Annotated in this window: 27 protein-coding genes; 16 read left to right on the top strand and 11 right to left on the bottom strand. The window is 55.5% G+C overall.

From position 1 onward, the window contains the following. Positions 1 to 343: 343 nt before the first annotated feature. From DA718_RS25890 to DA718_RS25835, 12 genes are all read left to right on the top strand, one after another. A complete protein-coding gene (locus DA718_RS25890) occupies positions 344 to 682 on the top strand; it encodes a glycine dehydrogenase (RefSeq protein WP_110276582.1) in 339 nt (112 codons plus the stop codon). 10 nt (positions 683 to 692) lie between these two features. Further along, positions 693 to 1,055, top strand: coding sequence for an SFCGS family glycine-rich protein (locus DA718_RS25885; protein WP_110276583.1), 363 nt, complete (start codon positions 693 to 695; stop codon positions 1,053 to 1,055). Positions 1,056 to 1,057: 2 nt separating this feature from the next. Next, complete coding sequence (locus tag DA718_RS25880) at positions 1,058 to 1,357, top strand: DUF4312 family protein (protein ID WP_004108982.1); 300 nt, start codon at positions 1,058 to 1,060, stop codon at positions 1,355 to 1,357. Positions 1,358 to 1,377: 20 nt separating this feature from the next. Further along, complete coding sequence (locus DA718_RS25875; RefSeq protein WP_112216248.1) at positions 1,378 to 2,154, top strand: DUF4311 domain-containing protein; 777 nt, start codon at positions 1,378 to 1,380, stop codon at positions 2,152 to 2,154. A gap of 12 nt (positions 2,155 to 2,166) precedes the next feature. Beyond that, positions 2,167 to 2,811, top strand: coding sequence for a DUF4310 family protein (locus tag DA718_RS25870; RefSeq protein WP_112216249.1), 645 nt, complete (start codon positions 2,167 to 2,169; stop codon positions 2,809 to 2,811). 42 nt (positions 2,812 to 2,853) lie between these two features. Then, positions 2,854 to 3,987, top strand: a complete 1,134-nt coding sequence (locus tag DA718_RS25865; RefSeq protein ID WP_112216250.1) for an amidohydrolase/deacetylase family metallohydrolase — start codon at positions 2,854 to 2,856, stop codon at positions 3,985 to 3,987. Then, positions 3,971 to 5,089, top strand: a complete 1,119-nt coding sequence (locus tag DA718_RS25860; protein ID WP_112216251.1) for a DgaE family pyridoxal phosphate-dependent ammonia lyase — start codon at positions 3,971 to 3,973, stop codon at positions 5,087 to 5,089. Before DA718_RS25865 ends, DA718_RS25860 begins: the two co-directional genes overlap by 17 nt. Then, positions 5,086 to 5,826 carry a 2-dehydro-3-deoxy-phosphogluconate aldolase gene (gene dagF / locus DA718_RS25855; RefSeq protein ID WP_112216252.1) on the top strand — a complete coding sequence of 247 codons (741 nt, stop codon included), beginning with the start codon at positions 5,086 to 5,088 and terminating at the stop codon, positions 5,824 to 5,826. The genes DA718_RS25860 and dagF overlap by 4 nt, the downstream gene beginning before the upstream one ends. 89 nt (positions 5,827 to 5,915) lie before the next feature. Continuing rightward, entirely contained in the window at positions 5,916 to 7,067 is a 1,152-nt protein-coding gene (locus DA718_RS25850; protein WP_112216253.1) for a lactonase family protein, read from the top strand. A gap of 22 nt (positions 7,068 to 7,089) precedes the next feature. Then, the gene (locus DA718_RS25845; RefSeq protein ID WP_112216254.1) at positions 7,090 to 9,000 is read left to right on the top strand and encodes a BglG family transcription antiterminator; all 1,911 of its coding nucleotides are present in this window, start codon (positions 7,090 to 7,092) and stop codon (positions 8,998 to 9,000) included. 77 nt (positions 9,001 to 9,077) lie between these two features. After that, positions 9,078 to 9,320: a type II toxin-antitoxin system RelB/DinJ family antitoxin gene (locus DA718_RS25840; protein ID WP_112216255.1), complete on the top strand. Its 243-nt coding sequence runs from the start codon at positions 9,078 to 9,080 to the stop codon at positions 9,318 to 9,320. A gap of 40 nt (positions 9,321 to 9,360) precedes the next feature. After that, positions 9,361 to 9,594 (top strand): type II toxin-antitoxin system RelE family toxin, encoded by a 234-nt coding sequence (locus tag DA718_RS25835; protein ID WP_227016032.1) that lies wholly within the window; start codon positions 9,361 to 9,363, stop codon positions 9,592 to 9,594. Between the two features lie 5 nt (positions 9,595 to 9,599). On the opposite strand, the gene nrdG is transcribed toward DA718_RS25835, so the two are convergent. The 5 genes from nrdG to treR all read right to left on the bottom strand — a co-directional run bounded on the left by nrdG (position 9,600) and on the right by treR (position 17,148). Further along, a complete protein-coding gene (gene nrdG / locus DA718_RS25830) occupies positions 9,600 to 10,064 on the bottom strand; it encodes an anaerobic ribonucleoside-triphosphate reductase-activating protein (protein WP_112216290.1) in 465 nt (154 codons plus the stop codon). A 244-nt stretch (positions 10,065 to 10,308) separates the two neighbouring features. After that, the gene (nrdD, locus tag DA718_RS25825) at positions 10,309 to 12,483 is read right to left on the bottom strand and encodes an anaerobic ribonucleoside-triphosphate reductase (protein ID WP_112216256.1); all 2,175 of its coding nucleotides are present in this window, start codon (positions 12,481 to 12,483) and stop codon (positions 10,309 to 10,311) included. Positions 12,484 to 12,945: 462 nt separating this feature from the next. After that, positions 12,946 to 14,601 (bottom strand): alpha,alpha-phosphotrehalase, encoded by a 1,656-nt coding sequence (treC, locus tag DA718_RS25820; RefSeq protein WP_112216257.1) that lies wholly within the window; start codon positions 14,599 to 14,601, stop codon positions 12,946 to 12,948. Positions 14,602 to 14,653: 52 nt separating this feature from the next. Continuing rightward, positions 14,654 to 16,072: a PTS trehalose transporter subunit IIBC gene (treB, locus tag DA718_RS25815; RefSeq protein WP_112216258.1), complete on the bottom strand. Its 1,419-nt coding sequence runs from the start codon at positions 16,070 to 16,072 to the stop codon at positions 14,654 to 14,656. Positions 16,073 to 16,200: 128 nt separating this feature from the next. Further along, complete coding sequence (gene treR / locus DA718_RS25810) at positions 16,201 to 17,148, bottom strand: trehalose operon repressor TreR (RefSeq protein ID WP_112216259.1); 948 nt, start codon at positions 17,146 to 17,148, stop codon at positions 16,201 to 16,203. Positions 17,149 to 17,328: 180 nt separating this feature from the next. Here treR and mgtL point away from each other — a divergent pair, with 180 nt between their 5' ends. Both mgtL and mgtA read left to right on the top strand, forming a co-directional pair. After that, a complete protein-coding gene (mgtL, locus tag DA718_RS31090) occupies positions 17,329 to 17,382 on the top strand; it encodes a mgtA regulatory leader peptide MgtL (protein ID WP_142512859.1) in 54 nt (17 codons plus the stop codon). Positions 17,383 to 17,527: 145 nt separating this feature from the next. Further along, on the top strand, positions 17,528 to 20,236 hold the full coding sequence (gene mgtA, locus DA718_RS25800) for a magnesium-translocating P-type ATPase (protein WP_112216260.1): 2,709 nt from the start codon (positions 17,528 to 17,530) through the stop codon (positions 20,234 to 20,236). 63 nt (positions 20,237 to 20,299) lie between these two features. On the opposite strand, the gene ridA is transcribed toward mgtA, so the two are convergent. The 4 genes from ridA to DA718_RS25775 all read right to left on the bottom strand — a co-directional run bounded on the left by ridA (position 20,300) and on the right by DA718_RS25775 (position 22,496). Continuing rightward, positions 20,300 to 20,686: a 2-iminobutanoate/2-iminopropanoate deaminase gene (gene ridA / locus DA718_RS25795; RefSeq protein WP_112216261.1), complete on the bottom strand. Its 387-nt coding sequence runs from the start codon at positions 20,684 to 20,686 to the stop codon at positions 20,300 to 20,302. 133 nt (positions 20,687 to 20,819) lie between these two features. Further along, entirely contained in the window at positions 20,820 to 21,281 is a 462-nt protein-coding gene (gene pyrI, locus DA718_RS25790; RefSeq protein WP_112216262.1) for an aspartate carbamoyltransferase regulatory subunit, read from the bottom strand. A gap of 96 nt (positions 21,282 to 21,377) precedes the next feature. Then, positions 21,378 to 22,355 (bottom strand): aspartate carbamoyltransferase, encoded by a 978-nt coding sequence (gene pyrB / locus DA718_RS25785; protein WP_112216264.1) that lies wholly within the window; start codon positions 22,353 to 22,355, stop codon positions 21,378 to 21,380. Between the two features lie 36 nt (positions 22,356 to 22,391). Further along, positions 22,392 to 22,496 carry a pyrBI operon leader peptide gene (locus tag DA718_RS25775; RefSeq protein WP_072351778.1) on the bottom strand — a complete coding sequence of 35 codons (105 nt, stop codon included), beginning with the start codon at positions 22,494 to 22,496 and terminating at the stop codon, positions 22,392 to 22,394. A gap of 194 nt (positions 22,497 to 22,690) precedes the next feature. On the opposite strand from DA718_RS25775, the gene DA718_RS25770 reads away from it, so the two are divergent. Next, positions 22,691 to 23,143, top strand: a complete 453-nt coding sequence (locus DA718_RS25770; protein ID WP_112216266.1) for a YhcH/YjgK/YiaL family protein — start codon at positions 22,691 to 22,693, stop codon at positions 23,141 to 23,143. Positions 23,144 to 23,444: 301 nt separating this feature from the next. Here DA718_RS25770 and argF read toward each other — a convergent pair whose 3' ends face one another. After that, positions 23,445 to 24,449 carry an ornithine carbamoyltransferase gene (gene argF / locus DA718_RS25765; RefSeq protein WP_112216267.1) on the bottom strand — a complete coding sequence of 335 codons (1,005 nt, stop codon included), beginning with the start codon at positions 24,447 to 24,449 and terminating at the stop codon, positions 23,445 to 23,447. After that, positions 24,419 to 24,514 carry a putative translational regulatory protein ArgL gene (argL, locus tag DA718_RS31085; RefSeq protein ID WP_376767899.1) on the bottom strand — a complete coding sequence of 32 codons (96 nt, stop codon included), beginning with the start codon at positions 24,512 to 24,514 and terminating at the stop codon, positions 24,419 to 24,421. Before argL ends, argF begins: the two co-directional genes overlap by 31 nt. A 99-nt stretch (positions 24,515 to 24,613) precedes the next feature. Here argL and rraB point away from each other — a divergent pair, with 99 nt between their 5' ends. Then, complete coding sequence (rraB, locus tag DA718_RS25760) at positions 24,614 to 25,039, top strand: ribonuclease E inhibitor RraB (RefSeq protein ID WP_110276605.1); 426 nt, start codon at positions 24,614 to 24,616, stop codon at positions 25,037 to 25,039.

The raw sequence follows: 25,039 nt of genomic DNA, 5'->3' as shown, positions 1-25,039 counted from the left end.
CTTTAGATAGTCGGTATTTCTGCCGGGCGGCGTCTGACGCCTTGCCCGGCCTACCAAACCCCAAACCCGTTCCGTCGCTCCGCGCAGGCGGAAGAACCCTCTCAAAATTCCACCACCATCACATTTTTTCTCTTTTTTATTCCGTGAGTTCCGCGTCGTCGGTAACGTCAGTTTTGTGATATTCATCATGTGAATTTCACAATATAAATACATTTTTTGCTGTTATGTGAAATAAGTCACTCCTGCCGTCCTTCTTTCCACTTCGAAGTGGAAAACCACTCGCTACAAACTCTTTCCCCCCGGCATTAGTGTTATCCCCAGAGACATCAACGGGGTAATTCAAGTGAATAACGGAGCGGTAACACACGTCCCAGAGGAGCAGGCCACGCTAACCGAAAGGCTGGCCGACGAGATGCTGCAGCAGGTCTTCGCACTGTTAAGCCGCCGCAATATCGTCCCCAACGACGTTCAGGAGCAAATGCTGACTTCCCACGTGCGGGCGATGGCCCATCGGTCAATCAGCGGCGAGCCGCTGCCGGACGTGGATGCCAGCCTGTTCGAAGAGATTTCAGAAGATTCAATGATGCTGGCCCGCGAAGTGGTCGCGCAATTCGGCAATCTGCCAGATGAAGAAGCCTGGCTGCTGTCCGTCCACTTCGAAGTCGCAAAAGAAAACCTGTAAGGAGCAAAACATGGAACAAATCACCGTAGTCATTGGCGATCGTCTGGGTAAAGGACAAAAAGTTGCCGCAGGTGCGGAAAAAGCCGGTGCTCGCGCCGTTGTGGTACCGGGCGTCGCCGCGGATATGAAACTGGGCGACATGATGAAAGCCGAAAACGCCACTTTCGGTATCTCCTTCTGCGGCAGCGGTGGAGCAGGGGCTATCACCGCACAGAATAAGCACGGCTACAAAGCAAAATATGGCATGCGTTCCGTTGATGAGGGCGTCACTGCTATCAACGAAGGTTACAACGTTCTGGGCTTCGGTTTTATGGATAAAGAAGAGCTGGGCGAGCGCCTGGTTGAAGCCTGGAAGAAGAAATACGGCGTGTGAGTATGAAAGAGCAATTCACCACCACGGTGAGCGTTACTGGCAAAGGTGAGAGCAAAACACGCGCTTTCGCCGATGCCCTGAACCATGTCCAGGCGGCGGTAATGAAAACGTCGCCGCACATCTTACTGCGTATTGAACCACAGGATGTGGAGGTTGTTCATGCGCGAGAAGCGGTACGGAAAGAGGCGTTCTTGTTCTTCTTTCTGCGCCGTGAACGACGGACCTACAGCGTTGAGCTGAACGTCACCGTCACCGTGACCGCCATTAATCTCGATAAAGTGGATTTCGTCACGCAAACCTGATTTTACCAAAGGGTCAGATTATGTTCCTGATAATTTTAATAAAATCGCTCATCATCGGCGGCCTGGTTGGCGTCGGCGTGGGCGCCGGAGCGGCACGTATGTTTCATGCGCCCACCACGCAAGGGATGGGCGCATTTCGTACGTTGGGCGAGCTGAATTCATGTGAAGGCGATCCGGCTTCCCACTTCTCTTTTGGCCTTGGTTTCTTCTTTAACGCCTGGGCTTCCTCCGTCGCAGCAGGCTCCTTCACTCAGGACGTCGACCACCGCATTATTCCCAACTGGGGCGCGGCGGCGTTGATGATCAAAAACCGCAACGTCGGCGAAACGCTGCACGATCCGAGGAAGATGGCTATTTCCTGCGGCATCATCGGCATGATTGTCGTCACCTTCCTTAATCTGACCGCCTCTTCAGTACCGGAAGCGCTGCAGGTAACTGCAGTCAAAGTGCTGGTACCGGCGGCAAACCTGCTGGTGAACATCGTGATGCCGGTTATCTTCTGGCTGGCGGCGATTGATGCGGGTAAGAAATCGGGCTTCTGGGCGACGATTTTCGGCGGCGCGGCGCAGCTGATTATGGGTAACGCCGTACCGGGACTGGTGCTGGGGATCCTGATTGGTAAGGGTGTCGAAGAGAGCGGCTGGCACCGCGTTACTAAGGTGATGATGGTTGCTATTGTCGCGCTGTTTGTCTTGAGCGGCTTCTTCCGCGGCTTCGATATGAAGATGATTGAATCCTTCCATATGACCGTGCCGAACTGGCTGGAACTGATCCACAACTCGCTCAGCGGTAAATAACAGGAGCCTCTCATGGAACAAAATAAAGGTTTTTGGTATGCCGACTGGTCGTTCCCGATCTTTGTTGGCCTGCTCTCTTCCGGCGTATTTGCCGGGACACACATGTACTACCTGTACGGGATCGGCGCGTTTAACGAAGTGGCTTTTGTCGCCATGCTGAAAGCGGGAATTGATACCGGAGCCTACGGCGCGGTGGCGGCGTTTGGCGCCAGCTTCCTGTTCGCTCGTATTATTGAAGGCTCGCTGGTGGGGATTCTGGATATCGGAGGGGCGATTCAGACCGGCGTCGGCCTGGGCGTTCCGGCGCTGTTGCTCGGCGCGGGCATCATGTTCCCGGTGACCAACTTTATTGCTTCCCTGGTTACCGGTCTGGTCATTGGTCTGGCGATTGGCTATATCATCATTCTGGCGCGTAAATTCACTATCAACCAGAGTGACTCCACTTACGGTGCCGACGTCATGATGGGCGCGGGGAACGCTTCCGGCCGCTTCCTCGGACCGTTGATTATTCTCAGCGCGATGAGCGCATCGATTCCTATCGGTATCGGTTCTCTGTTGGGCGCACTGCTGTTCTATATCTGGCAGAAGCCGATTACCGGCGGCGCGATCCTTGGCGCGATGATCCTCGGTACCCTCTTCCCGATTGCGATTAGTTAAGTCCTGCGGGCGCCTTTGCGCCCGCTCTAACAGGAGATAGCTATGTTTGATTTACTCCTGCGCCGCGCGCGCCTCGTTGACGATACCATCACGGATATTGCCATTCGGGACGGAAAGATCGCGGCGCTGGGCGAGATTAGCGCGCCCTCGCGAAAAACCGTCGAACTGGACGGCAACTATTACGTCAGCGCAGGCTGGATTGACTCTCACGTCCACTGCTACCCGAACTCACCGATTTATCACGATGAGCCGGACAGCGTGGGCATTGCCACCGGCGTGACCACCGTGGTTGATGCGGGCAGCACCGGCGCTGACGACGTTGACGATTTCTATCAGTTAACCCGCAAAGCGGCGACCGAGGTTTATGCGCTGCTCAATATTTCCCGCGTCGGGCTGATAGCCCAGAACGAACTGGCCAACATGGCGAATATTGATGCGGATGCGGTGAAGCAGGCGGTCAACCGCTACCCGAACTTTATCGTCGGCCTGAAAGCGCGGATGAGCAGCAGCGTGGTGGGCGAAAACGGCATTACGCCGTTGGAGCGTGCGAAGACTATCCAGCAGGAAAATGGTGGCCTGCCGCTGATGGTGCATATCGGCAATAATCCGCCGAACCTCGATGAAATCGCCGACCTGCTGACTTCTGGCGACATTATTACCCATTGCTACAACGGCAAACCCAACCGCATCCTGACGCCGTCCGGCGAGCTGAAAAGCTCGATTACCCGGGCTTTACAGCGCGGCGTGCGCCTTGATGTCGGTCACGGTACTGCCAGCTTCAGCTTTGAAGTCGCGCGCCGGGCGATTGCGATGGGCATTCTGCCGCACACTATCAGCTCAGATATCTACTGCCGCAACCGCCTCGACGGTCCTGTGCGCTCACTGGCGCTGGTGATGTCCAAATTTCTCGCTATCGGTATGTCGCTACCGCAGGTTATCGACTGCGTGACGGCAAATGTCGCCGACGGGCTTCGTCTGGCGCACAAAGGGCAGCTTGACGTGGGCTATGACGCCGATCTCACGCTGTTCACCCTCGCGCAGACGCCAACTGTGCTGGTGGATGCCGAAAAAGAGAGTCTTCAGGCCGACAAGATTCTGCTGCCGCTTGCCGCCATTCGCGCGGGCAAGGGCTATTTGACCGAACAAGGGAGCGCGGAAAATGCCTTCGATTTTTGAAAAATACGATTTAAAGCAGGTCATTAATACCTCCGGTCGTATGACCATTCTCGGCGTCTCTACGCCGCGTCCGGAAGTGGTGGAAGCCGCGATGGCGGGCATGAACCAGTACTTCGAGATGAAGGACCTGGTAAATAAAACGGGAGCTTACATCGCGAAACTGCTGGACGTGGAAGGGGCGACCGTCGTCTCCTGCGCATCAGCAGGCATTGCCCAGTCGGTGGCGGCAGTGCTGGTGAAAGACAGCGACTGGCTGCTGGAAAACCTGCACGTGACGCCGATTGAAAACAACGAAATCGTGTTGCCGAAAGGCCATAACGTCAACTTTGGCGCGCCGGTGGGTACCATGGTGGCGCTGGGCGGCGGCAGGCTGGTGGAAGCGGGCTACGCCAACGAATGTTCCGCCGAACAGCTGGCGTCGGCGATCACTCCGCGTACCGCGGCGATTTTGTATATCAAATCTCACCACTGCGTGCAGAAAAGCATGCTCAACGTGGCGCAGGCGGCTGCGGTGGCGCGGCTCCATAATCTGCCGCTGATCGTTGATGCGGCGGCAGAAGAGGATTTACAGGCTTATTACCGTGCGGGGGCGGATCTGGTTATTTACAGTGGAGCAAAGGCCATCGAAGGGCCAACCAGCGGGTTGGTGATTGGCAAAACGCAGTACGTCGAGTGGGTCAAACGCCAGTCGAACGGTATTGGGCGGGCGATGAAGGTCGGCAAAGAGGGGATCCTTGGTCTGACCTGCGCTATCGAACATTACCTGACGGCGACCAAAGAGAGCGGTGAGGAGATGGTGGCGAAGATGACGCCGTTTATTAACCAGCTCAACACGCTCAACGGCGTGACTGCGCGAGTGGTCTGGGACAGCGCGGGACGCGATATCGCGCGTGCTGAAATTAAATTTGATGAAGCCGTGACCGACGTGGACACCAGCGAGCTGGTGAACGCCCTGAAGCAGGGTGAATACGCTATCTACTTCCGCGGCTATAAGGCTAACGAAGGAATTATTGAAGCCGATGTCCGCAGCGTCAACGCGCAGCAACTGGAGATTGTCTCCCGTCGCATCGCTGAGGTTCTGAACCAGGAGAAAAAAGCATGAAACTGACCCCTAAATTTTACCGTGACCGCGTCTGCCTGAACGTGCTGGCGGGCAGTAAAGACAACGCTCGCGAGATTTATGAAGCGGCGGAAGGTCATGTGCTGGTCGGCGTGCTCTCTAAAAACTATCCCGATATCGCCAGCGCGGTGGCCGATATGCGCGAGTACGCGCAGCTGATTGATAACGCGCTTTCCGTGGGGCTGGGAGCGGGCGATCCGAACCAGTCGGCAATGGTCAGTGAAATTTCGCGTCAGGTGCAGCCGCAGCACGTAAATCAGGTCTTCACTGGCGTGGCCACCAGTCGTGCACTGCTGGGGCAGAACGAAACCGTGGTCAACGGTCTGGTCTCACCAACCGGCACGCCGGGTATGGTGAAGATCTCAACCGGCCCGCTGAGCAGCGGCGCACCCGACGGCATTGTGCCTCTGGAAACCGCGATTGCTTTGTTGAAGGATATGGGCGGCAGCTCGATTAAATACTTCCCGATGGGTGGGTTAAAGCATCGCGATGAGTTTATTGCGGTAGCCGAGGCCTGCGCCCGCCATGATTTCTGGTTGGAGCCAACCGGTGGGATCGATCTGGAAAACTACGGCGAAATCCTGAAAATTGCGCTGGACGCTGGAGTGAGCAAAATTATCCCGCATATCTACAGTTCGATTATTGATAAAGCCAGCGGTAATACCCGTCCGGCAGATGTACGTCAGCTGATGGATATCACTAAACAGCTTGTTAAGTAGTGCCGATTGCCCCTCACTCTAACCCTTGTCCCCTTAGGGAGAGGGGCGGGGTGAGGGGAAACATCCCACCGAACCATCAAGGAGTTACTATGCCTACCGCTCGTCACCTGCTTGTTGCTTCACTCTCTCTGCTCGCCGCCAGCGTGGCTGCGCAAACCCACTACGCCTGGGTCGGCACTTACAATCCCAACGGGGAAGGTCTATACCGTTTTACAGTCGATAGACAAACCGGCGTATTGAGTGACAAAACCCTGGTTAGCACACTGCCGAACCTCGCCCAGCTCACCGTCTCAGCTGATGGGAAAACCCTGTATGCCTCCAGCGAAGTAGAAAAGGGCGTGGTACAGGCGTGGCGCATTGGCAGCAATGGCGAACTGAGCGAGTTGAATCAGGTGGCTTCCGGCGGGGCCGGGCCGGTTTATCTCTCCCTGACTCCCGATAGCCGTCATCTACTGGTGGCGAACTACGTTAGCGGTACCATCGCGGTGCTGCCGGTGAAAGAAGATGGCAGCCTTGGCGAATCGGTAGATGTCCACCAGGATCAAGGGCCAGCAGGGGCTGAACGTCCAGCAGCAGCCGTCGAAGGCAGCTTTGCGATTAGCGATCATAACGGCCCACATGCTCATATGATCGCCGCCGATCCCAGCGGTAAATATGTTTACTCTACCGATCTGGGGCTGGACAGGATCTACCAATACCGGATGGATAACGCCAGCGGCAAGCTGACACCGAACGATCCGCCGTTTATCGCCGCGTCGTCCCCAGGCGCTGGCCCGCGCCACTTTGTCTTTACACCGCAGGGTGATGGACTATGGTTGATTAACGAAGAAGCCTCGACGCTCACCTTCTATCATCTTGATAAGCAAAGCGGACTGCTACACGAGGGGAAAACTGTCTCCGCGCTGCCCAAAGAGTATAAAGGCACCAGCTTTGCCGCCGGTCTGGTCCTCAGTCAGGATGGTAAACAGCTGTACGTCGCCAACCGCCTGCATAACAGCATCGCCCACTTTACGGTGATGGCCGACGGTAGCCTGAGCCATCAGGAGGATATCTGGACCCGCGGCGACTATCCGCGCACCTTAACTCTGGATAACCAGGGCCAGTGGCTGTACGTCATGAACCAGCGTAGCGACAACATCACCCGTTTTAGCGTCGCGCCGAAGGACGGCAGGCTGACGTTTTCGCCAGACTATACCCCGGTGGGCAGCCCATCTCAGATGGTGATATCCGCTCAACCCTGAGCCGTAAGAAAAAGGAACCGACATGCGATTTCCCAATCCACGTTTAGCGCAGCTGTTTACCCTGCTGCAAAACGAAACGCTGCCGCAGGATGAGCTGGCGCAGCGGCTGTCGGTTTCTACCCGGACGGTACGCGCTGATATCACTGCGTTGAACGAGCTGCTGTTGCACTATGGGGCGCAGTTTACTCTTAGCCGCGGCAGCGGTTATCAGTTGGTCATTAACGATCCGTTGCGCTATCAGGCCCTGGAAGAGAGCGCGCCAAAAGCGCAGCATATCCCGCGAACGGCGGCGGATCGGATCCACTTTTTGCTAGTGCGCTTTTTGACTTCGGCCTTTTCCATCAAGCTGGAGGATCTGGCCGATGAGTGGTTCGTTAGCCGGGCGACGCTGCAAGGCGACATGGCCGAGGTGCGCGAACGTTTTCAGCGTTATCAGCTGACTCTGGAGACGCGTCCACGCCACGGTATGAAGCTGTTTGGCAGCGAAGTGTCGATTCGTGCCTGTCTGACCGACCTGCTGTGGGAGTTGACGCAGCAGGGAGCACTGAATCCGCAGCTCAGCGAAGAAGCGCTGACTCCCGGCGTGCCGGAGCGGTTGGAGCAGATACTGCAAGAGACGCTGACCCGCCACCAGATCCGCCTGACCGACGTTGGCGAGCGTTTTGTCTGCCTGTACGGCGCAGTAGTGGTGCGCCGCGTGAGCGAAGGGTATCCGCTGGTGGATTTCAGCGCCGATGATGTGGCGCATAACGTTCGTGATGCTGCGCGGGAGCTGGCAAATGCCATGCAGCAACTAGCGGATAAACCGCTTGCGCCAGCGGAAGAGGAGTGGCTGTGCGTGCACTTAGCCGCGCGTCAGGTACAAGACGTCGATCCGGGGACCATCAGCGCTGATGATGATGAAGCGCTGGTGAACTACATCCTGCGTTATATCAATCAGCAATATAACTACAACCTGTTGAATGACGACCAGCTGCACGCCGATCTGCTGACGCATATTAAGACCATGATCACCCGCGTACGCTACCAGATAATGATCCCCAACCCGCTGCTTGATAACATCAAGCAGCACTATCCGATGGCGTGGGATATGACCCTGGCGGCGGTGTCCAGCTGGGGGAAATATACACCCTATGCCATCAGCGAAAACGAGATTGGCTTTCTGGTGCTGCATATCGGCGTCGGGCTGGAGCGCCACTACAATATTGGCTATCAGCGTCAGCCGCAGGTGCTGCTGGTGTGCGATACCAGCAACGCGATGGTGCGGATGATTGAAGCTATTCTGCAACGTAAGTATCCGCAACTGGAGATCGCCGCCACGCTGTCGCAGCGCGAGTATGAGCAACGACAAGAGATCGCGGAAGATTTTGTGATCTCCACCGTACGCATCAGCGAAAAAGATAAGCCGGTGGTGACCATCGCGCCGTTTCCTACCGACTATCAGCTCGATCAAATCGGCAAGCTGGTGCTGGTGGACAGGACCCGGCCGTGGATGCTGGACAAGTATTTTGATGAAGTTCATTTTCAGGTGATTGATACGCCGATGGACCAGCAAACGCTGTTTGCCACGCTGTGCCAACAGCTACAGCAGGAGGGGTTTGTCGGGGCGGAGTTTCATGATTCGGTGGTAGAGCGTGAAGCTATCGTCAGTACTATGCTCGGCGACGGTATCGCGTTGCCTCATGCCCTCGGCCTGCTGGCCAAAAAGACTGTGGTCTATACGGTGATTGCGCCGCACGGCATCGCCTGGGGCGATGAAACGGCACACATCATTTTCCTGCTCGCGATCAGTAAAAGCGAGTATGAAGAGGCGATGGCTATCTACGATATTTTCGTCACCTTCTTGCGCGAACGCGCAATGGCCCGACTTGCCGCCACTCGCAGCTTTGATGAGTTTAAAACGGTGGCGATGGAGTGCGTCAGCCGGTTTTGAGAGGCGTTTTCCAGAAATGAATGTAATTCAAACGTAATACTATAATGCATTACATTTCTATTCTTACTGGAGGCATAATGGCCACACTTAACGTTCGCCTGGACGATAATCTCAAAAAAGAGGCTTATGCCGTGCTGGAAAAACTCGATATCACGCCGACTGAAGCCGTCCGGCTTTTGTTTCAGTACATTGCGGAAAATGGTCGGATGCCGGTGAAAACGGTGACTATCAGCGACAGCGAAGAAGCGCTGGTACAAATCGTTCGGGAACGTCTGGCAAATCCGGAGAAGGGGATCAAGGTTAGCCTGGATGATCTATGAGCTGTAGTTCGATCCGCGGGCGCTCCGGGAGTGGCATAAGCTGGGGGATACGGTAAAAAAACAGTTCAAAAGTAAGCTGGCGGTAGTTCTGGAAAATCCTCGTATCGAATCTTCACGACTTCGCGACTTACCTAACTGTTATAAAATTAAGCTGAAAGCATCGGGGTATCGTCTGGTGTATCAGGTGCGTGATGAAGTTGTGATTGTTTACGTTGTTGCTGTGGGTAAACGAGAAAAATTAGCCGTCTACCGGAAAGCAAATAAACGGCTGTAGCGCAGCTACCTCAGATGGTGCACAACCTGATTGCTGCTTCCGCGCCAGATCAGCGCCGGGTCTTTTAAGTCCTGCACAAATTTGCCATCAACCAGCACGTTGATTAAATCCACCACCTGCATCTGCGCGGCGTTGAGTTCGTCCAGCTTGTAGCCGGTCCATACCCAAATATCTTTGCCCGGGCACTCGGCGCGAACGCGCTGAACCAGCTTGAGGATCTCCGGCACGTTCTGCGGATGTAGCGGGTCGCCGCCGGAAAGCGTGATCCCCTGGCGTTTTACGCGGGTGTCGTTGAGGTCGGCAATAATGCGATCGGCCATTTCGGTAGTAAACGGCATGCCGGAATTCAGCCGCCAGGTGCTTTTGTTATAGCAGCCGGGGCATTCGTGGACGCAGCCGGAGACAAACAGGGTGCAGCGGGTGCCGGGGCCATTGACAATATCTACCGGGTAGTACTGATGATAATTCATTTTTCGCTTCTCAATTAACGCCATAGCCGCGTTGGCTGCGCTCACTCACCCCGGTCACGTACTTAATGTACGCTCCCGGGGATTCCCTCGTTTGCCGCCTTGCTCTGACGCTAATTGCTTTGCGAAAACGTTGGGCGTCTTTGCATTTGTAAAGGGAACGACTTCCGAATGGTCAAACAGCGACTGGGCGATTCCCTCTCCCCTGTGGGGAGAGGGTTAGGATGAGGGGCTAAAGCGCTCGGGATTAACCGATCTGCCCGTTACCCAAATGCTTAACGCGGCGTTTCACTTCTTCCTGCTTACCGGCGTTGAACGGACGGGCGTCCGGGCTGCCGAGATAGCCGCACACGCGACGGGTCACCGATACGCGAGAGGCATCATGGTTACCGCATTTCGGGCAGGTGAAGCCTTTGCTGGTGCACTCGAACTCGCCGGTAAAGCCGCACTCGTAACACTCATCGATTGGCGTATTGGTTCCGTAATACGGCACATGCTGATAGCTGTAATCCCAGACGTCTTCCAGGGCTCTCAGGTTGTGCTGAATATTCGGGTACTCGCCGTAGCAAATAAAGCCCCCATTGGCCAGCGGCGGGTAAGGCGCTTCAAAATCGATTTTGTCGTACGGGTTCACCTTCTTCTCCACGTCGAGGTGGAAGCTGTTGGTGTAATACCCTTTATCGGTCACGCCTTCGATCACGCCAAACTCAGCGGTATCCAGGCGACAGAAGCGGTCGCAGAGGTTTTCGCTCGGCGTGCTGTACAGGCTAAAGCCGTAGCCGGTTTCGTCTTTCCACTGATCCACCGCTTCGCGCAGGCGCTGAACGATGGCGACGCCTTTCTCACGCAGCGCTTCGCTGTCGTACATATGTTTGCTGCCGAACAGCGCTTCGCTGTCGTACATATGTTTGCTGCCGAACAGCGCGTTGATGGTTTCATGGATGCCGATATAGCCCAGAGAAATCGACGCGCGACCGTTTTTGAAAATCTCAGAGACATCGTCGTCCGCTTTCAGACGCACGCCGCAGGCCCCTTCCATGTACAGAATCGGCGCAACGCGAGCCTTAACCCCTTCCAGGCGGGCGATACGGGTCATCAGCGCTTTACGGGCCAGCTGCAGACGTTCGTCCAGCAGTTTCCAGAACGCAGTTTCGTCGCCTTTTGCTTCCAGCGCGATGCGCGGCAGGTTGAGGCTGATAACGCCGAGGTTGTTACGGCCATCGTGAACCTGCTCGCCGTCTTCGTTTTCCCACACGCCGAGGAAGCTGCGGCAGCCCATCGGGGTTTTGAACGAGCCGGTTACCTTCACGACCTGATCGTAGTTGAGGATATCCGGGTACATGCGCTTGCTCGCGCACTCCAGCGCCAGCTGTTTGATATCGTAGTTAGCGTCGCCAAACTTGTGGTTCAGGCCGTCGCGAATCGCGAATACCAGCTTCGGGAACACCGCCGTTTTGCGGTTTTTACCGAGGCCCGCGATGCGGTTACGCAGAATGGACTGCTGAATCAGGCGCGATTCCCAACTGGTGCCGAGGCCGAAACCGAAGGTCACGAACGGCGTCTGCCCGTTGGCGGTATGCAGAGTGTTGACTTCATACTCCAGCGACTGGAAGGCGTCGTAGCACTCTTTCTCGGTACGAGAACGGGCATAGCCTTCGGCATCCGGGATCTGCCACTCTTCGGCAATTTTACGATGTTTATTGAAGCTTTCGGTCACGAACGGTGCCAGCACTTCATCAATACGGTTGATGGTCGTACCGCCGTAAATATGGCTGGCGACCTGAGCGATAATCTGCGCCGTCACCGCGGTCGCGGTAGAGATAGACTTCGGCGGCTCAATCTCGGCGTTGCCCATTTTAAAGCCCTGGGTCAACATGCCTTTCAGATCGATCAGCATACAGTTGAACATCGGGAAGAACGGTGAATAGTCGAGGTCGTGATAGTGGATCACGCCGCGTTCATGTGCCATCACCACGTCATGCGGCAGCAGGTGCTGACGCGCGTAGTGTTTGGCGACAATGCCCGCCAGCAGGTCACGCTGGGTCGGGATGACTTTACTGTCTTTGTTGGCGTTCTCGTTGAGTAACGCCGAGTTGGTCTGCTCAACCAGGCCGCGAATTTCCTGGTTCAGACGACCACGCTTTTCGCGTTGGCTATCGCGGTCATGGCGATATTCAATGTAGGCGCGCGCAAGCTGTTTGTACGGACCGGACATCAGCTGGTTCTCAACGGCGGTCTGGATCTCGTTGATGTCAACCTGGGCGCGGCCCTGCATTTGCTGGCTAACGACTTCTGCGACGGTGGCGCAATAGTCTGCGTCATCGACTCCCGCTGCTTTAGCTGCACGTAGAATTGCTTCATTAATGCGCTCTGACTTGAACGGCACTTTACAGCCATCGCGTTTCATCACATGCGGTGTCATGATCACTCCATACTTTTATAGAACAGGTTATCCACAGAGGCGGAAGGTCAACCGAAGTCACGAGGCGCTATAGCTGCCGCCGTTTCCCTCCGATCCCGGCCCTTTTTATCCACATCCCATCACCGCCAGAGTACGATAGGTTGTGGTGACATAATAGACTATTAATACAATATGTGGGGCCGGGACGCATTTTAAGTTCTATATGTAGTGCTTTGCATCAAAGATGTTTGCAATTTTATTGATGCAGAACAAAGTAAAAAGAGGAGAGTAGCAATGATGGGCGCTAGCGCTTAATGTAAATTTATCTGCTTATTTAATAAGCAAAAATTAGGCCTGAAAAGAAGTATCAGGCCCGGAAGAAAAAATCTCAGGCTGACCGCATTCCACGCTTCTGCGGTCTTGTTTCCGCAGACGGCGCTGGACCCGTAGCCCGGTCAGCGCAGCGCAAGCCGGGGAGGGGCTTTACTCCTGCAGCCACCATACCGCTTCAAACGGACGCAGGGTCATATCGGATGGGCGATTCGCCGCTTCCGCATAGTTGCTTATCAGCACCCGCCAGTCACCGATTATTGCTTCCGGCTGCCAGTGCTGGAATTCTCGGCTCAGGTTAGCGACGACAACCAGCGTTTGCCCCTGCCACTGACGGCGATAGCACCACAGCGATGGGTGTTCCGGCAACAGATCCTGATAGTTACCCCAGGTCAGCACGGACGTACTCTTGCGCAGTGCAATCAGCTGCTGATAGGCATAAAACACCGATTCCGGGTCCGCCAGTGCCGCTTCGGCGTTGATCTCACGATAGTTGTCGCACAGTCCAATCCATGGTTCGCCAGCGCTGAAACCACCGTTTTCACCGCTGTTCCACTGCATTGGCGTACGGCTGTTATCGCGTGATTTACTCGCCAGAATCGCCAGCAGTTCATCTGCGCCCTGGCCCTGTGCCGCGCGTTCGATAAACATGTTGTGGCTCTCCACATCACGATAATCGGTAATATTCTTGAAGTGCGGGTTGGTCATGCCTATCTCTTCACCCTGATAGATATAGGGCGTGCCCTGCATACCATGTAGCACCATTGCCAGCATTTTCGCCGCCGGGACGCGGTATTCGCCTTCGTCGCCGAAGCGGGAAACGATGCGCGGCTGATCGTGATTACACCAGAACAGCGCGTTCCACGCGCGATTGTGCATCCCCTGCTGCCAGTGGTTGAACAGCGCTTTCAGCGCCACATAATCCGGGTGCGCCAGGGTCCACTTCTCGCCGTTGGGATAGTCCACCTTCAGGTGGTGGAAGTTAAAAGTCATCGACAGTTCGCCGCCGCCGAGCGCGGCATATTGCTGGCAATGCTCAAGCGAGGTGGAGGACATCTCGCCCACCGTCATAAGGCCGCGGGGGGTGAATATATCGCGGCTCATCTCCTGCAAAAACTCGTGAGCTCGCGGGCCGTCGGTATAGAAGCGGCGACCGTCGCCATCCGTATCGGACGGAAAAGACTGGTCTTTGGAGATCAAATTGACCACGTCGAGGCGCAGGCCGTCGACGCCGCGATCGGCCCAGAACTCGCAAACTTTTTTCAGCTCCGCTCGCACCGCCGGGTTTTCCCAGTTCAGATCCGCCTGCTCAACGGCGAACAGATGCAGATAGTACTGCTCGCTTTCGGCATGCCACTGCCAGGCGTTGCCGCCAAACTTAGAACGCCAGTTATTCGGCGGCGTGGTTGGTTCGCCGTCGCGCCAGATATAGAACTGGCGGTATGGGCTCTCTTTGTTGAGTGATTCCTGGAACCAGGCGTGCGCGGTGGAGGTGTGGTTCAGCACCATATCCAGCACGATACGCATACCTCGCGCCTTCGCCTGAGCCACCAGTTCGTCGAAATCGTCCAGCGTGCCGTAGGCGGGGTCAATAGCGGTATAGTTGGCCACGTCGTAGCCGTTATCCACCTGCGGCGAGACGTAGAACGGCGTCAGCCAGATGGCGTCAACACCAAGCTTTTGCAAGTAGTCGAGGCGTGAGGTGACGCCACGCAGATCGCCGGTACCGCTACCTGTCGTGTCCTGGAAACTCTTCGGATAGATTTGATAAATAACGCCGTTTTGCCACCAAAGCGGAAGGGTATTCATATTGCGTTCCTGCTACAAAAAGGGGGCGACAGCGCGCCCCTAAAATAAGAAATCAGACAATCTGTAAGGTGCCCTGGCGGAATTTGCGCTGGTAGACCACCGTCGTCAGGACAATCGGCACCACCACGGCGATGGCCATCGCCAGGGCGTAAACCTGCCAGTAGGTTGGCTGAATGGAGAGGATACCCGGCAGGCCGCCGACGCCAATGCCGTTGGCCATCACGCCGTTCAGCCCGCACAGCAGCCCGGCAAGGCCGGAACCGATCATTGCGCACAGCATTGGGAAGCGGTATTTCAGGTTGATACCGTACATTGCCGGTTCCGTGACGCCGAGGTAGGCGGAAATGGCTGCCGGAACGGAGATTTCGCGTTCATTCTGTTTGCGACTGGCGATGATAATCCCCACAACCGCTGATGCCTGGGCAATATTGGACAGCGCGATGAGTGGCCATACCGGCGTGCCGCCCATGCTTTGAATCATCTGCATGTCGATGGCCAGAGTGGTCTGATGGACCCCGGTAATCACCAGCGGCGCATACAGGAAGCCGAACAGCGCGGCGCCAACCGGGGCAAAGCTACCGGTTAACAGATGACGTACCGCCCAAGCCACGCCATCGCCAATCATGCGGCCAAACGGGCCGATAAAGGCGTGGGCGAGGAATACCGCCAGGATCAGCGAACAGACCGGAACCACTACCAGGTAGAGGTAGTCAGGCACGATGCGCTTCAGGCGCGTCTCGATAAAGCCGAGCGCCAGCCCCGCCAGCAGAGCCGGGATAACCTGAGCCTGATAGCCGACTTTCTCAATAGTGAACAGCCCGAAGTTCCACACTTCAGGTACCTGTTGGCCTAGCAAATAAGCATTCATTAGCTGTGGAGAAACCAAGGTGACGCCTAGCACGATGCCGAGGATCGGCGTGCCGCCCACTTTCTTCACCGCAGACCAGCAGATCCCCACCGGCAGGTAGAAGAAGATCGCTTCGCCAATCAACCACAGGAAGTCATAAATGCTTTGCAGCGACGGGTGCATCTGCGCCAGCGTCTGGCCGTTGCTCATCGGCAGGTCGCCGATCACGTTGCGGAAGCCTAAGATCAGGCCGCCGCTGATCAGCGCAGGCAGCAGCGGGAAGAAGATCTCCGCAAAGTGTGAAATGAGTTGTTCATGCCACTTCATATTCTGCCGCGCGGCTTTTTTAGCCTGCTCTTTATCCGCACTGGCCTGTCCGGTGGTGGCCAGCAGCGCTTTGTAGTAGTCGCCGACTTCGGTGCCGATGACCACCTGGAACTGTCCGGCGTTGGTAAAGCAGCCCTTCACCATGCGTAGCTGTTCAATTTCTTTAGGTTTGGCAATGGCTGGATTATTCAGCACAAAGCGCAGACGGGTAATACAGTGGCTGACGGTAGCGATATTGTCGCGTCCGCCCACCAGTTCGATAAGTTTATCGATGTCCTGCTGATTCACTTTACTCATGATGAAGCCTCATGACCGAGGGAGAGGTTGCGTTTTAACTTGAGGCGAATCCTACTCGCTCCGTTTGAATTGCAAAATGGGAACGTTCCCGAAACGCAGCGAAGATCACATTAATCGTTAAGACAGGCTTAATTCAGTACGGAGGGGATCACGATTTGGCGGGGCTCACGGTTGCCAGCAATCTGTTCGATCAACTGTTGTGCCGCCTGGCGTCCTGATTCGGCGTAACCGGGATCGACGGTAAGGATCTCCGGATGGAGAAACTTCATCAACGGCGTGCTGCCGACGCTGGCAAGCTGGATGTTGTCGATTCCCTGCTGCTGGAGATATTTACTGGCTCCAAGGGCGAGGGTATCGGTAGCGCAGACCAGCGCGCTGGTGTCAGCCGCCAGCACGCTGGCGACGTTTTCGTAGCCCTGCTTCATACCCAGCCCAGGCAGCGCTGCGAGGGGAGTGAGGCGTTTTTTCTGGCAAAAATTGAGGTAGGCCTGATGGCGTCGTTGCCCGGTCGTTACGTCGCTGTGCGGCACGCCGAGGAAGCTTATCTGACGATGACCGCGATCGTATAGACGCTGCATTAGCAAGGTGATTGCACCATCGTCGTCATAGCACACGGAGGCGATCTCCGGCGCGTCACGAGCCAGTAGCACCAGCGTCTCCCGCCACGGAGTGAGCATCTCTTCATGAATGCCGGTAAAACCAAACAGTACCACGCCGTCGATATTGCGTCGGGCGAGCATACCGAGGTGCTCTTCAACCAACGCCGTGGAAAACTGGCTCTCCATCATAATCGGATCATAACCCTGCTCGTAAAAGACGGGGAGCATGGTTTGCACGGCGAGATTTTCCGAGAGGGAATCCAGGCGGGTGACAATGATCGCCACGACTTTATCGCTCTGCCCGCGCATTGCTCTGGCGGAGCGCGAAGGAGAAAATCCGTGCTGCTGCATTACGGCTTCCACCCGTTCGCGGGTACGCTCGCTAACGCCGCTTTCGTTATTCAGCACGCGCGATACCGTCGATTTCCCGACGCCGCTTAAGCGGGCGATATCTTTGATGGTCAGCCGGTTTTGCATGCAGGATTCTCGTTGTGGTCTGATTAAAGTGAGCCTAATGCTACGCAACGAAACCACAATGAGCAAAGTCTGGTTTATGTCTGGTTTAGTTGCCGGGGGGTATCATCGCCATAATAGTCACAAATATATTATTGATGGCGTTATAATTCGCGCCGTTTGTATTCACTTACCGGAGATTTTATGGACCCCGATCCCACTCCTCATCCTCGATGGAGCAACTTTTTTTTCCGGTAAGCCTGCTTAGCACTGCTTTACCGGAAGCGTAAAGCAGTGATGTCTTTGATGTCCCTGCCATAAAAATAACATGCCTGACAGGTAAGGTTTACTCGCGCCTGTCGGTAGTGCTGCGTTCGCTCGCGCGAGCGCGGAGGGACTGTTTATGTTGAAAAATTTTACCCGCCAGCTGTTTGCTCAGCTTGGCCGCCATTTACCGCGTCGTCTGGTACAGCGCGATCCCCTGCCCGATGCCCGCAATCTGGCGAGCGCACCGATTCCGGACTCCCTCGGCAAGCAGTGCCTGAACGTGGCGGCAATGGATGAAAATGAAATCTGGCGCGCCTTTGCCAGCCATCCTGAAGGGCTAAACGAAGGCGAAGTGACGCAGAAAATTGCGCAGTACGGCGAAAACCAAATCCCGGCGCAGAAACCGTCGCCGTGGTGGGTGCATCTGTGGAGCTGCTATCGCAACCCCTTCAACCTGCTGCTGACCGTTCTGGGGATTGTCTCCTACTCGACGGAAGATCTGTTCGCCGCGGCGGTTATCGCCCTGATGGTGGGGATCTCCACGCTGCTCAACTTTATCCAGGAAGCCCGTTCGACCAAAGCGGCGGATGCCCTGAAGGCGATGGTCAGCAATACCGCGACGGTACTGCGGGTGGTCAATGAGCAGGGCGAAAGCCGCTGGTGCGAGCTGCCCATCGACCAACTGGTGCCGGGGGATATTGTTAAGCTGTCGGCAGGCGATATGATCCCGGCGGACCTGCGTATCATCCAGGCGCGAGATCTGTTTGTCGCCCAGGCCTCGCTGACCGGGGAATCGTTACCGGTCGAAAAAGTGGCCCGTACCCGTGACCCGTTACAGGCGAATCCTCTGGAGTGCGACACGCTGTGCTTTATGGGCACCAACGTAGTGAGCGGCTCGGCGCAGGCGATGGTTTTCGCCACTGGTGGCGGCACCTGGTTTGGTCAACTGGCCGGTCGTGTTAGCGAGCAGGAAAGCGAACCGAACGCCTTCCAGAAAGGCATCAGCCGGGTCAGCATGCTGCTGATTCGCTTTATGCTGGTGATGACGCCGATAGTGCTGCTGATTAACGGCTATACCAAGGGCGACTGGTGGGAAGCGGCACTGTTCGCGCTCTCTGTCGCCGTCGGCCTGACTCCGGAAATGTTGCCGATGATCGTCACTTCGACGCTGGCGCGCGGGGCGGTGAAGCTATCGAAACAGAAAGTCATCGTCAAACACCTTGACGCTATCCAGAACTTTGGCGCGATGGACATTCTGTGTACCGATAAAACCGGTACCCTGACGCAGGATAAAATCGTGCTGGAGAATCATACCGACGTCTCTGGTAAGGTGAGCGAGCGCGTGTTGCATGCGGCCTGGCTCAACAGTCACTACCAGACCGGACTGAAGAATCTGCTCGATACCGCGGTGCTGGAAGGTGTAGAGCTGGAGTCGGCGCGCGGGCTGGCGGAACGCTGGCAGAAGGTAGATGAAATCCCGTTCGATTTTGAGCGTCGCCGCATGTCGGTGGTGGTGCAGGAGCAGGACAACGTCCATCAGCTGATCTGCAAAGGCGCGCTACAGGAGATCCTCAACGTCTCGGCTCAGGTGCGCTATAACGGCGAAATTGTGCCGCTGGACGACACCATGCTGCGGCGTATTCGTCGCGTTACCGATACCCTAAACCGTCAGGGATTACGTGTGGTGGCGGTGGCGACGAAATACCTGCCCGCACGCGAAGGCGACTACCAGCGCGCAGATGAGTCAGACCTGATCCTTGAAGGTTATATCGCCTTCCTCGATCCGCCGAAAGAGACCACCGCCCCGGCGCTGAAGGCGCTGAAGGCCAGCGGCATTACGGTTAAAATCCTTACTGGCGATAGCGAGCTGGTGGCGGCAAAAGTCTGCCACGAAGTAGGGCTGGATGCGGGCGACGTGGTCATCGGCAGCCAGGTTGAAGCGCTGAACGATGATGAATTGGCTGAACTGGCAAAACGCACTACCCTGTTTGCGCGCCTGGCGCCGCTGCATAAAGAGCGCATCGTGACCGTGCTGAAACGCGAAGGGCACGTGGTGGGCTTTATGGGCGACGGTATTAACGACGCCCCGGCGCTGCGCGCGGCGGATATTGGCATTTCCGTCGATGGCGCGGTGGATATCGCCCGCGAGGCGGCGGATATCATTCTGCTGGAGAAGAGCCTGATGGTGCTGGAAGAGGGGGTTATCGAAGGCCGCCGGACTTTCGCCAACATGCTCAAATACATCAAAATGACCGCCAGCTCTAACTTCGGTAACGTCTTCAGCGTGCTGGTCGCCAGCGCCTTCCTGCCGTTCCTGCCGATGTTGCCGCTGCACTTGCTGATTCAGAACCTGCTGTACGATGTATCCCAGGTTGCGATCCCGTTTGATAATGTGGACGACGAGCAGATTCGTAAACCGCAGCGCTGGAATCCGGCGGATCTCGGGCGCTTTATGGTGTTCTTTGGGCCGATTAGCTCGATATTCGATATTCTGACCTTCTGCCTGATGTGGTGGGTTTTCCATGCCAATACGCCGGAGCATCAGACGCTGTTCCAGTCCGGCTGGTTTGTGGTAGGGCTGCTATCTCAAACGCTGATTGTGCATATGATCCGCACGCGGCGGATACCGTTTATCCAGAGCCGCGCTGCATGGCCGCTAATTGTGATGACGCTGCTGGTGATGGTGGTGGGGATTGCGCTGCCGTTCTCGCCGTTGGCGGGCTATTTGCAGCTTCAGGCGCTGCCGCTGAGCTACTTCCCGTGGCTGATTGCCATTCTGGCGGGCTATATGACGCTGACCCAGATGGTTAAGGGCTTCTACAGCCGTCGCTACGGCTGGCAGTGAGTGGCCAGACACGGAAAAACAAAAAAGGCAGCTCTCGGCTGCCTTTCTTCATTCTGCCCCGAATTAACGACGAATAGCGATCGCTTCAATCTCAATTTTCACATCTTTCGGCAGGCGCGCAACTTCAACGCAGGAGCGCGCCGGGAAGGTGGCGTTATGCTCGGTGAAGAAGGCTTCATAAGCGGCGTTAACGGTGGCAAAATCGTTGAGATCTTTCACGAAAACGGTAGTTTTAACAATATCACCCACTTTCAGGCCTGCGGCTTCAACGATAGCTTTTACGTTGTCCAGAGACTGACGCGCCTGAGCGGCAACGTCTTCCGCCACGCTGCCGGTTTTCGGGTCGACCGGGATTTGGCCGGAAGTGATGATCATGCTACCCAGATCAACACCCTGAACGTACGGGCCGATGGCTGCTGGTGCATTTTCCGTCGCGATAGTTTTAGACATGATTTCTCCTGAATAACAGCATAATGAAGTAGTTACGCCCATCTTTTACATCGCTAACTTCACGATAGCCTGAAAGATGAGGGGTAAGAGACCCGGCCATTATAGGGAGCCGGGTACACAATACCAACCTCAATTAGTTCGCCAGAACCACATTGTGCGAGAACTCTTTTTCACAATATTTGCACTTCAGCGCGATGTCATTTTCACGTTTTTTTACCGCAAAGCTGGAAGAGACCGGCTCAGCGTGGCTGATACAGTTGCTGTTCGGGCACACCAGCACGTTGTTGATGCGATCCGGCAGATTCGGGCGAGATTTACCGACGACTTCATAATCATCAATACGGTTCACCGTGGCCTGCGGTGCGTACAGGGAGAGCTGGTTAACCTGCTCGTCGGTGAGGAAGGTGTTCTCAATTTTGATTAAATCTTTACGGCCCATTTCACCTGATGGCAGGTTCAGGCCGATGGTGATGCGCTGATCCGTTTCGGTCAGTTTGAATAGCGTCAGCAGCTTAAAGCCGACCTGCGCCGGGATGTGGTCGATAACGGTGCCGCGTTTGATGGCTTCTACCTGCAATTTGTTGTCGTGTGTCATCGTCATTTCCCCTTAATACTCTTCATTATTCAAGTCGCAGACGCGTTGGCTGCGTTCGTTCGCCCCAATCACATAGTTATCTATGTTCATGGGGACTCACTCGCTTGCCGCCTTCCTGCAACTCGAATCATTTTGAGTATGCAGTGCCAGATCGCTATTCAGTACCAGTGCCAGTAACGCTTGGCGGGCGAAGATGCCGTTACCGGCCTGTTGGAAGTACCAAGCGTGCGGCGTTTTATCGACATCGGTGGTGATCTCATCAATGCGCGGCAACGGGTGCAGCACTTTCATGTTTGCTCGTGCGCCTTCCAGGTCAGCGGCGCGCAGAACAAACTGTGCCTTCACGTTGGCATATTCCGATGGATCGAGGCGCTCTTTCTGCACGCGGGTCATGTACAGAATGTCCACTTCTTCCATCACCTCTTCGATAGCGCTGTGCAGGCTCCAGGCAATGCCTTTTTCGTCGAGCATATCGAGAATGTACTGCGGCATGGCCAGCGCGTCCGGCGCGATAAAGTAGAAGCGGTTACCGTTAAATTTCGCCAGCGCCTGGGTTAAAGAGTGGACGGTGCGGCCATATTTCAGGTCGCCGACCATGGCGATGCTCAAGTTTTCGAGGCGACCCTGGGTCTCCTGAATGGTGAACAGATCCAGCAGCGTTTGCGTCGGATGCTGGTTCGCGCCGTCACCGGCGTTGAGAACCGGAATGCCACCGGAGAATTCGGTCGCCAGGCGCGCCGCCCCTTCCTGCGGATGGCGCATGACGATGGCGTCGACGTAGGTGCTAATCACTGAAATGGTGTCGGCCAGAGTTTCGCCTTTTTTGCCCAGCGAAGTGTTGCTGCTGTCTGAGAAGCCGACCACGCTGGCACCCAGGCGGTGCATGGCGGTTTCAAAAGAGAGACGGGTACGGGTGGAGGCTTCGAAGAAGCAGCTGGCAATCACTTTATGTTTGAGCAACTCCGGCTGCGGATTGGCTTTCAGTTTTGCAGCGGTCGCCAGTACCAGTTCAAGGTCTTCGCGGCTGAGATCGTTTATGGAAATGATATGTTTTTGAAATAGCGGGTTAGCCATGTTTATCTCCTGACGCCTGGGCAAAAAAAAAGCCCCTTAAATAAGGGGCTTTACGAATACGGATGCAACGGAAAGGAAAAACGGCAGGCCAGCGTCTGTTTTCAGACGCGGTAAGACGCGATGTCGTACACACTGAACCATAATTCCTCCCGGCAAAACGGGTGGCATTATACGCAGCTCATATTTCGGATCAAGCGATTAATCCACAAACAGGTAAACGTTTGCCTGGATAACGTTGCGTCAGCGCAAAAAACCACAAAAAAGGAGTGGTATGGCAATGGGAAGGGGGGTATAAAAACGGAAAATGAAAAGCTGTTTTATATTCGAGGGTTATTATGATTGTTGGAAACATTCACCATCTACAAAGCTGGCTGCCGGAGTCTCTGCGCGAGGCTATCGACCACGTTAAAGCTCATGTCACTGATGCGACACCGCTCGGCAAGCATGATATTGACGGTAACAACCTGTTTTATCTGATTTCCGAGGATACCACCGAGCCGATGGCCGACCGTCGCGCTGAGTATCATGCCCGCTACCTGGATATCCAGATTGTCTTGAAAGGACAGGAGGGCATGACCTTTAGCGTTCTGCCTGCCGGTGCGCCGGATACCGACTGGCTGGCGGATAAAGATATCGCTTTCCTGGCTGAGGGCGCGCAGGAGAAAACCGTGATCCTCAATGAAGGAGATTTTGTGGTCTTCTATCCTGATGAAGTACATAAACCGCTGTGCGCCGTCGGCGCGCCGGCAAAAGTGCGCAAAGCGGTTGTGAAGATGCTGATGGCGTAAAAAATCCCCGGTAGGCGCTGCTGCGCCTACCGGGGATACGGTTTGGTGCGGTCAGGTAGCCCGGACAGGCGCGCCAAGCGCCGCCTCCGGGAAAGCCCCCGGGTTGCGGCTAATGCCTTACCCGGGCTACAGGTCTGTATAGGTTGGTGTCAGGTAGCCCGGACAGGCGCGTCAAGCGCCGCCTCCGGGAAAGCCCCCAGGTTGCGGCTAACGCCTTGCCCGGGCTACAGGTCTGTGCGGTTTGGGGTCTGGTAGCCCGGACCAGCGTAGCGCAATCCGGGAAAATATCGCTAAAGAAGGGTTACTTTCCCAGCGTCGCGACCATCACCGCTTTGATGGTATGCATACGGTTTTCCGCCTGGTCAAAAACAATGCTCGCCGGGGATTCAAACACCTCATCGGTCACTTCCATTCCGCCATGCAGGCCGTAATCCGCAGCCATCTGTTTGCCGAGCGTGGTCTGGTCATCGTGGAACGCGGGCAGGCAGTGGAGGAATTTCACCTGCGGATTGCCGGTCAGCGTCATCATCTCGCTATTCACCTGATAAGCACGCAGCAACGCGATGCGCTCCGCCCACTTCTCTTTAGCTTCGCCCATCGATACCCACACATCGGTATAGATAAAGTCAGCGCCTTTCACGCCCGCGGCGATATCCTCGGTCAGGGTAATATTACCGCCGTTTTTCTGCGCCAGCGCCTGGCACTGTGCGACCAGCTTCTCCTCTGGCCAGCAGGCCATCGGCGCCACCAGACGCAGATCCAGCCCGGTTAATGCCGCTGCTTCCAGCATGGAATTTCCCATATTGTTGCGTGCGTCACCGGCGTAGACCAGGGTCATCTCGTTAAAGGCTTTACCCGGCAGATGTTCCTGCATGGTCAGCAGGTCTGCCAGCAACTGGGTCGGATGGAACTCGTTGGTCAGCCCGTTCCACACCGGTACACCGGCAAATTCCGCCAGCGTTTCGACCACTTCCTGGCCATGCCCGCGATACTGAATACCGTCATACATCCGGCCCAGCACACGAGCCGTATCTTTAATTGATTCTTTATGTCCAATCTGGCTGCCGCTTGGGCCGAGATAAGTAACGCGTGCGCCCTGGTCAAATGCGGCAACTTCGAAAGAGCATCGGGTGCGGGTAGAGTCTTTTTCGAAGATGAGCGCGATGTTTTTGCCGGTGAGATGCTGGATTTCGATATTGTTTTTCTTATCAGCTTTGAGCCTGGCTGCCAGCTCAAGCAGGGCGGTGATTTCGGCAGGGGTAAAATCAAGCAACTTTAAAAAATGCTTCTGGTAAAACGCAGACATGGTTCCCTCACATGGCTCAGGCCATTTGTTGAATTAAAATTCACTTTATATGTATGAATATTCATTTGCAACCCCGTGTCATAAATCTTTCTCTCAGATGGTGGAGGCAATCACGGCGGTATGTGACAATAGAAGTATCTGCGACACATTATGAGGAACGAGCCATGGCAAACCCGGAACTACTGGAAGAACAGCGTGAAGAAACGCGTCTGATTATCGAAGAGCTGCTTGAAGATGGCAGCGATCCGGACGCGCTGTACACCATTGAGCATCATCTCTCTGCCGACGACTTCGAAACGCTGGAGAAAGTGGCGGTAGAAGCCTTCAAACTGGGTTATGAAGTGACCGAGCCAGAAGAGCTGGAAGTCGAAGAAGGTGATACCGTTATCTGTTGCGATATCCTCAGTGAGTCTGCGCTGAATGCTGAGCTGATCGATACTCAGGTTGAGCAACTGATGACGCTGGCAGAAAAATATGAAGTTGAATACGACGGCTGGGGCACCTACTACGAAGATCCTAACGGTGAAGACGAAGAAGGTGACGACGACGAAGATCTCGTTGATGAAGACGACGACGGCGTTCGCCACTAA

The organism is Klebsiella huaxiensis (genome assembly GCF_003261575.2).
In the GTDB taxonomy this organism is placed as follows: Bacteria; Pseudomonadota; Gammaproteobacteria; order Enterobacterales; family Enterobacteriaceae; genus Klebsiella; species Klebsiella huaxiensis.
This window is presented reverse-complemented; position numbering and strand designations above follow the sequence as displayed.

Bases quoted from the DNA above. Each gene is read 5' to 3' on its own strand.
- DA718_RS25885 (WP_110276583.1), top strand. From the start codon at position 693: ATGGAACAAATCACCGTAGTCATTGGCGATCGTCTGGGTAAAGGACAA.
- DA718_RS25880 (WP_004108982.1), top strand. From the start codon at position 1,058: ATGAAAGAGCAATTCACCACCACGGTGAGCGTTACTGGCAAAGGTGAG.
- DA718_RS25875 (WP_112216248.1), top strand. From the start codon at position 1,378: ATGTTCCTGATAATTTTAATAAAATCGCTCATCATCGGCGGCCTGGTT.
- DA718_RS25870 (WP_112216249.1), top strand. From the start codon at position 2,167: ATGGAACAAAATAAAGGTTTTTGGTATGCCGACTGGTCGTTCCCGATC.
- DA718_RS25865 (WP_112216250.1), top strand. From the start codon at position 2,854: ATGTTTGATTTACTCCTGCGCCGCGCGCGCCTCGTTGACGATACCATC.
- DA718_RS25860 (WP_112216251.1), top strand. From the start codon at position 3,971: ATGCCTTCGATTTTTGAAAAATACGATTTAAAGCAGGTCATTAATACC.
- dagF (WP_112216252.1), top strand. From the start codon at position 5,086: ATGAAACTGACCCCTAAATTTTACCGTGACCGCGTCTGCCTGAACGTG.
- DA718_RS25850 (WP_112216253.1), top strand. From the start codon at position 5,916: ATGCCTACCGCTCGTCACCTGCTTGTTGCTTCACTCTCTCTGCTCGCC.
- DA718_RS25845 (WP_112216254.1), top strand. From the start codon at position 7,090: ATGCGATTTCCCAATCCACGTTTAGCGCAGCTGTTTACCCTGCTGCAA.
- DA718_RS25840 (WP_112216255.1), top strand. From the start codon at position 9,078: ATGGCCACACTTAACGTTCGCCTGGACGATAATCTCAAAAAAGAGGCT.
- nrdG (WP_112216290.1), bottom strand. From the start codon at position 10,064: ATGAATTATCATCAGTACTACCCGGTAGATATTGTCAATGGCCCCGGC.
- nrdD (WP_112216256.1), bottom strand. From the start codon at position 12,483: ATGACACCGCATGTGATGAAACGCGATGGCTGTAAAGTGCCGTTCAAG.
- treC (WP_112216257.1), bottom strand. From the start codon at position 14,601: ATGAATACCCTTCCGCTTTGGTGGCAAAACGGCGTTATTTATCAAATC.
- treB (WP_112216258.1), bottom strand. From the start codon at position 16,072: ATGAGTAAAGTGAATCAGCAGGACATCGATAAACTTATCGAACTGGTG.
- treR (WP_112216259.1), bottom strand. From the start codon at position 17,148: ATGCAAAACCGGCTGACCATCAAAGATATCGCCCGCTTAAGCGGCGTC.
- mgtA (WP_112216260.1), top strand. From the start codon at position 17,528: ATGTTGAAAAATTTTACCCGCCAGCTGTTTGCTCAGCTTGGCCGCCAT.
- ridA (WP_112216261.1), bottom strand. From the start codon at position 20,686: ATGTCTAAAACTATCGCGACGGAAAATGCACCAGCAGCCATCGGCCCG.
- pyrI (WP_112216262.1), bottom strand. From the start codon at position 21,281: ATGACACACGACAACAAATTGCAGGTAGAAGCCATCAAACGCGGCACC.
- pyrB (WP_112216264.1), bottom strand. From the start codon at position 22,355: ATGGCTAACCCGCTATTTCAAAAACATATCATTTCCATAAACGATCTC.
- DA718_RS25775 (WP_072351778.1), bottom strand. From the start codon at position 22,496: ATGGTTCAGTGTGTACGACATCGCGTCTTACCGCGTCTGAAAACAGAC.
- DA718_RS25770 (WP_112216266.1), top strand. From the start codon at position 22,691: ATGATTGTTGGAAACATTCACCATCTACAAAGCTGGCTGCCGGAGTCT.
- argF (WP_112216267.1), bottom strand. From the start codon at position 24,449: ATGTCTGCGTTTTACCAGAAGCATTTTTTAAAGTTGCTTGATTTTACC.
- argL (WP_376767899.1), bottom strand. From the start codon at position 24,514: ATGAATATTCATACATATAAAGTGAATTTTAATTCAACAAATGGCCTG.
- rraB (WP_110276605.1), top strand. From the start codon at position 24,614: ATGGCAAACCCGGAACTACTGGAAGAACAGCGTGAAGAAACGCGTCTG.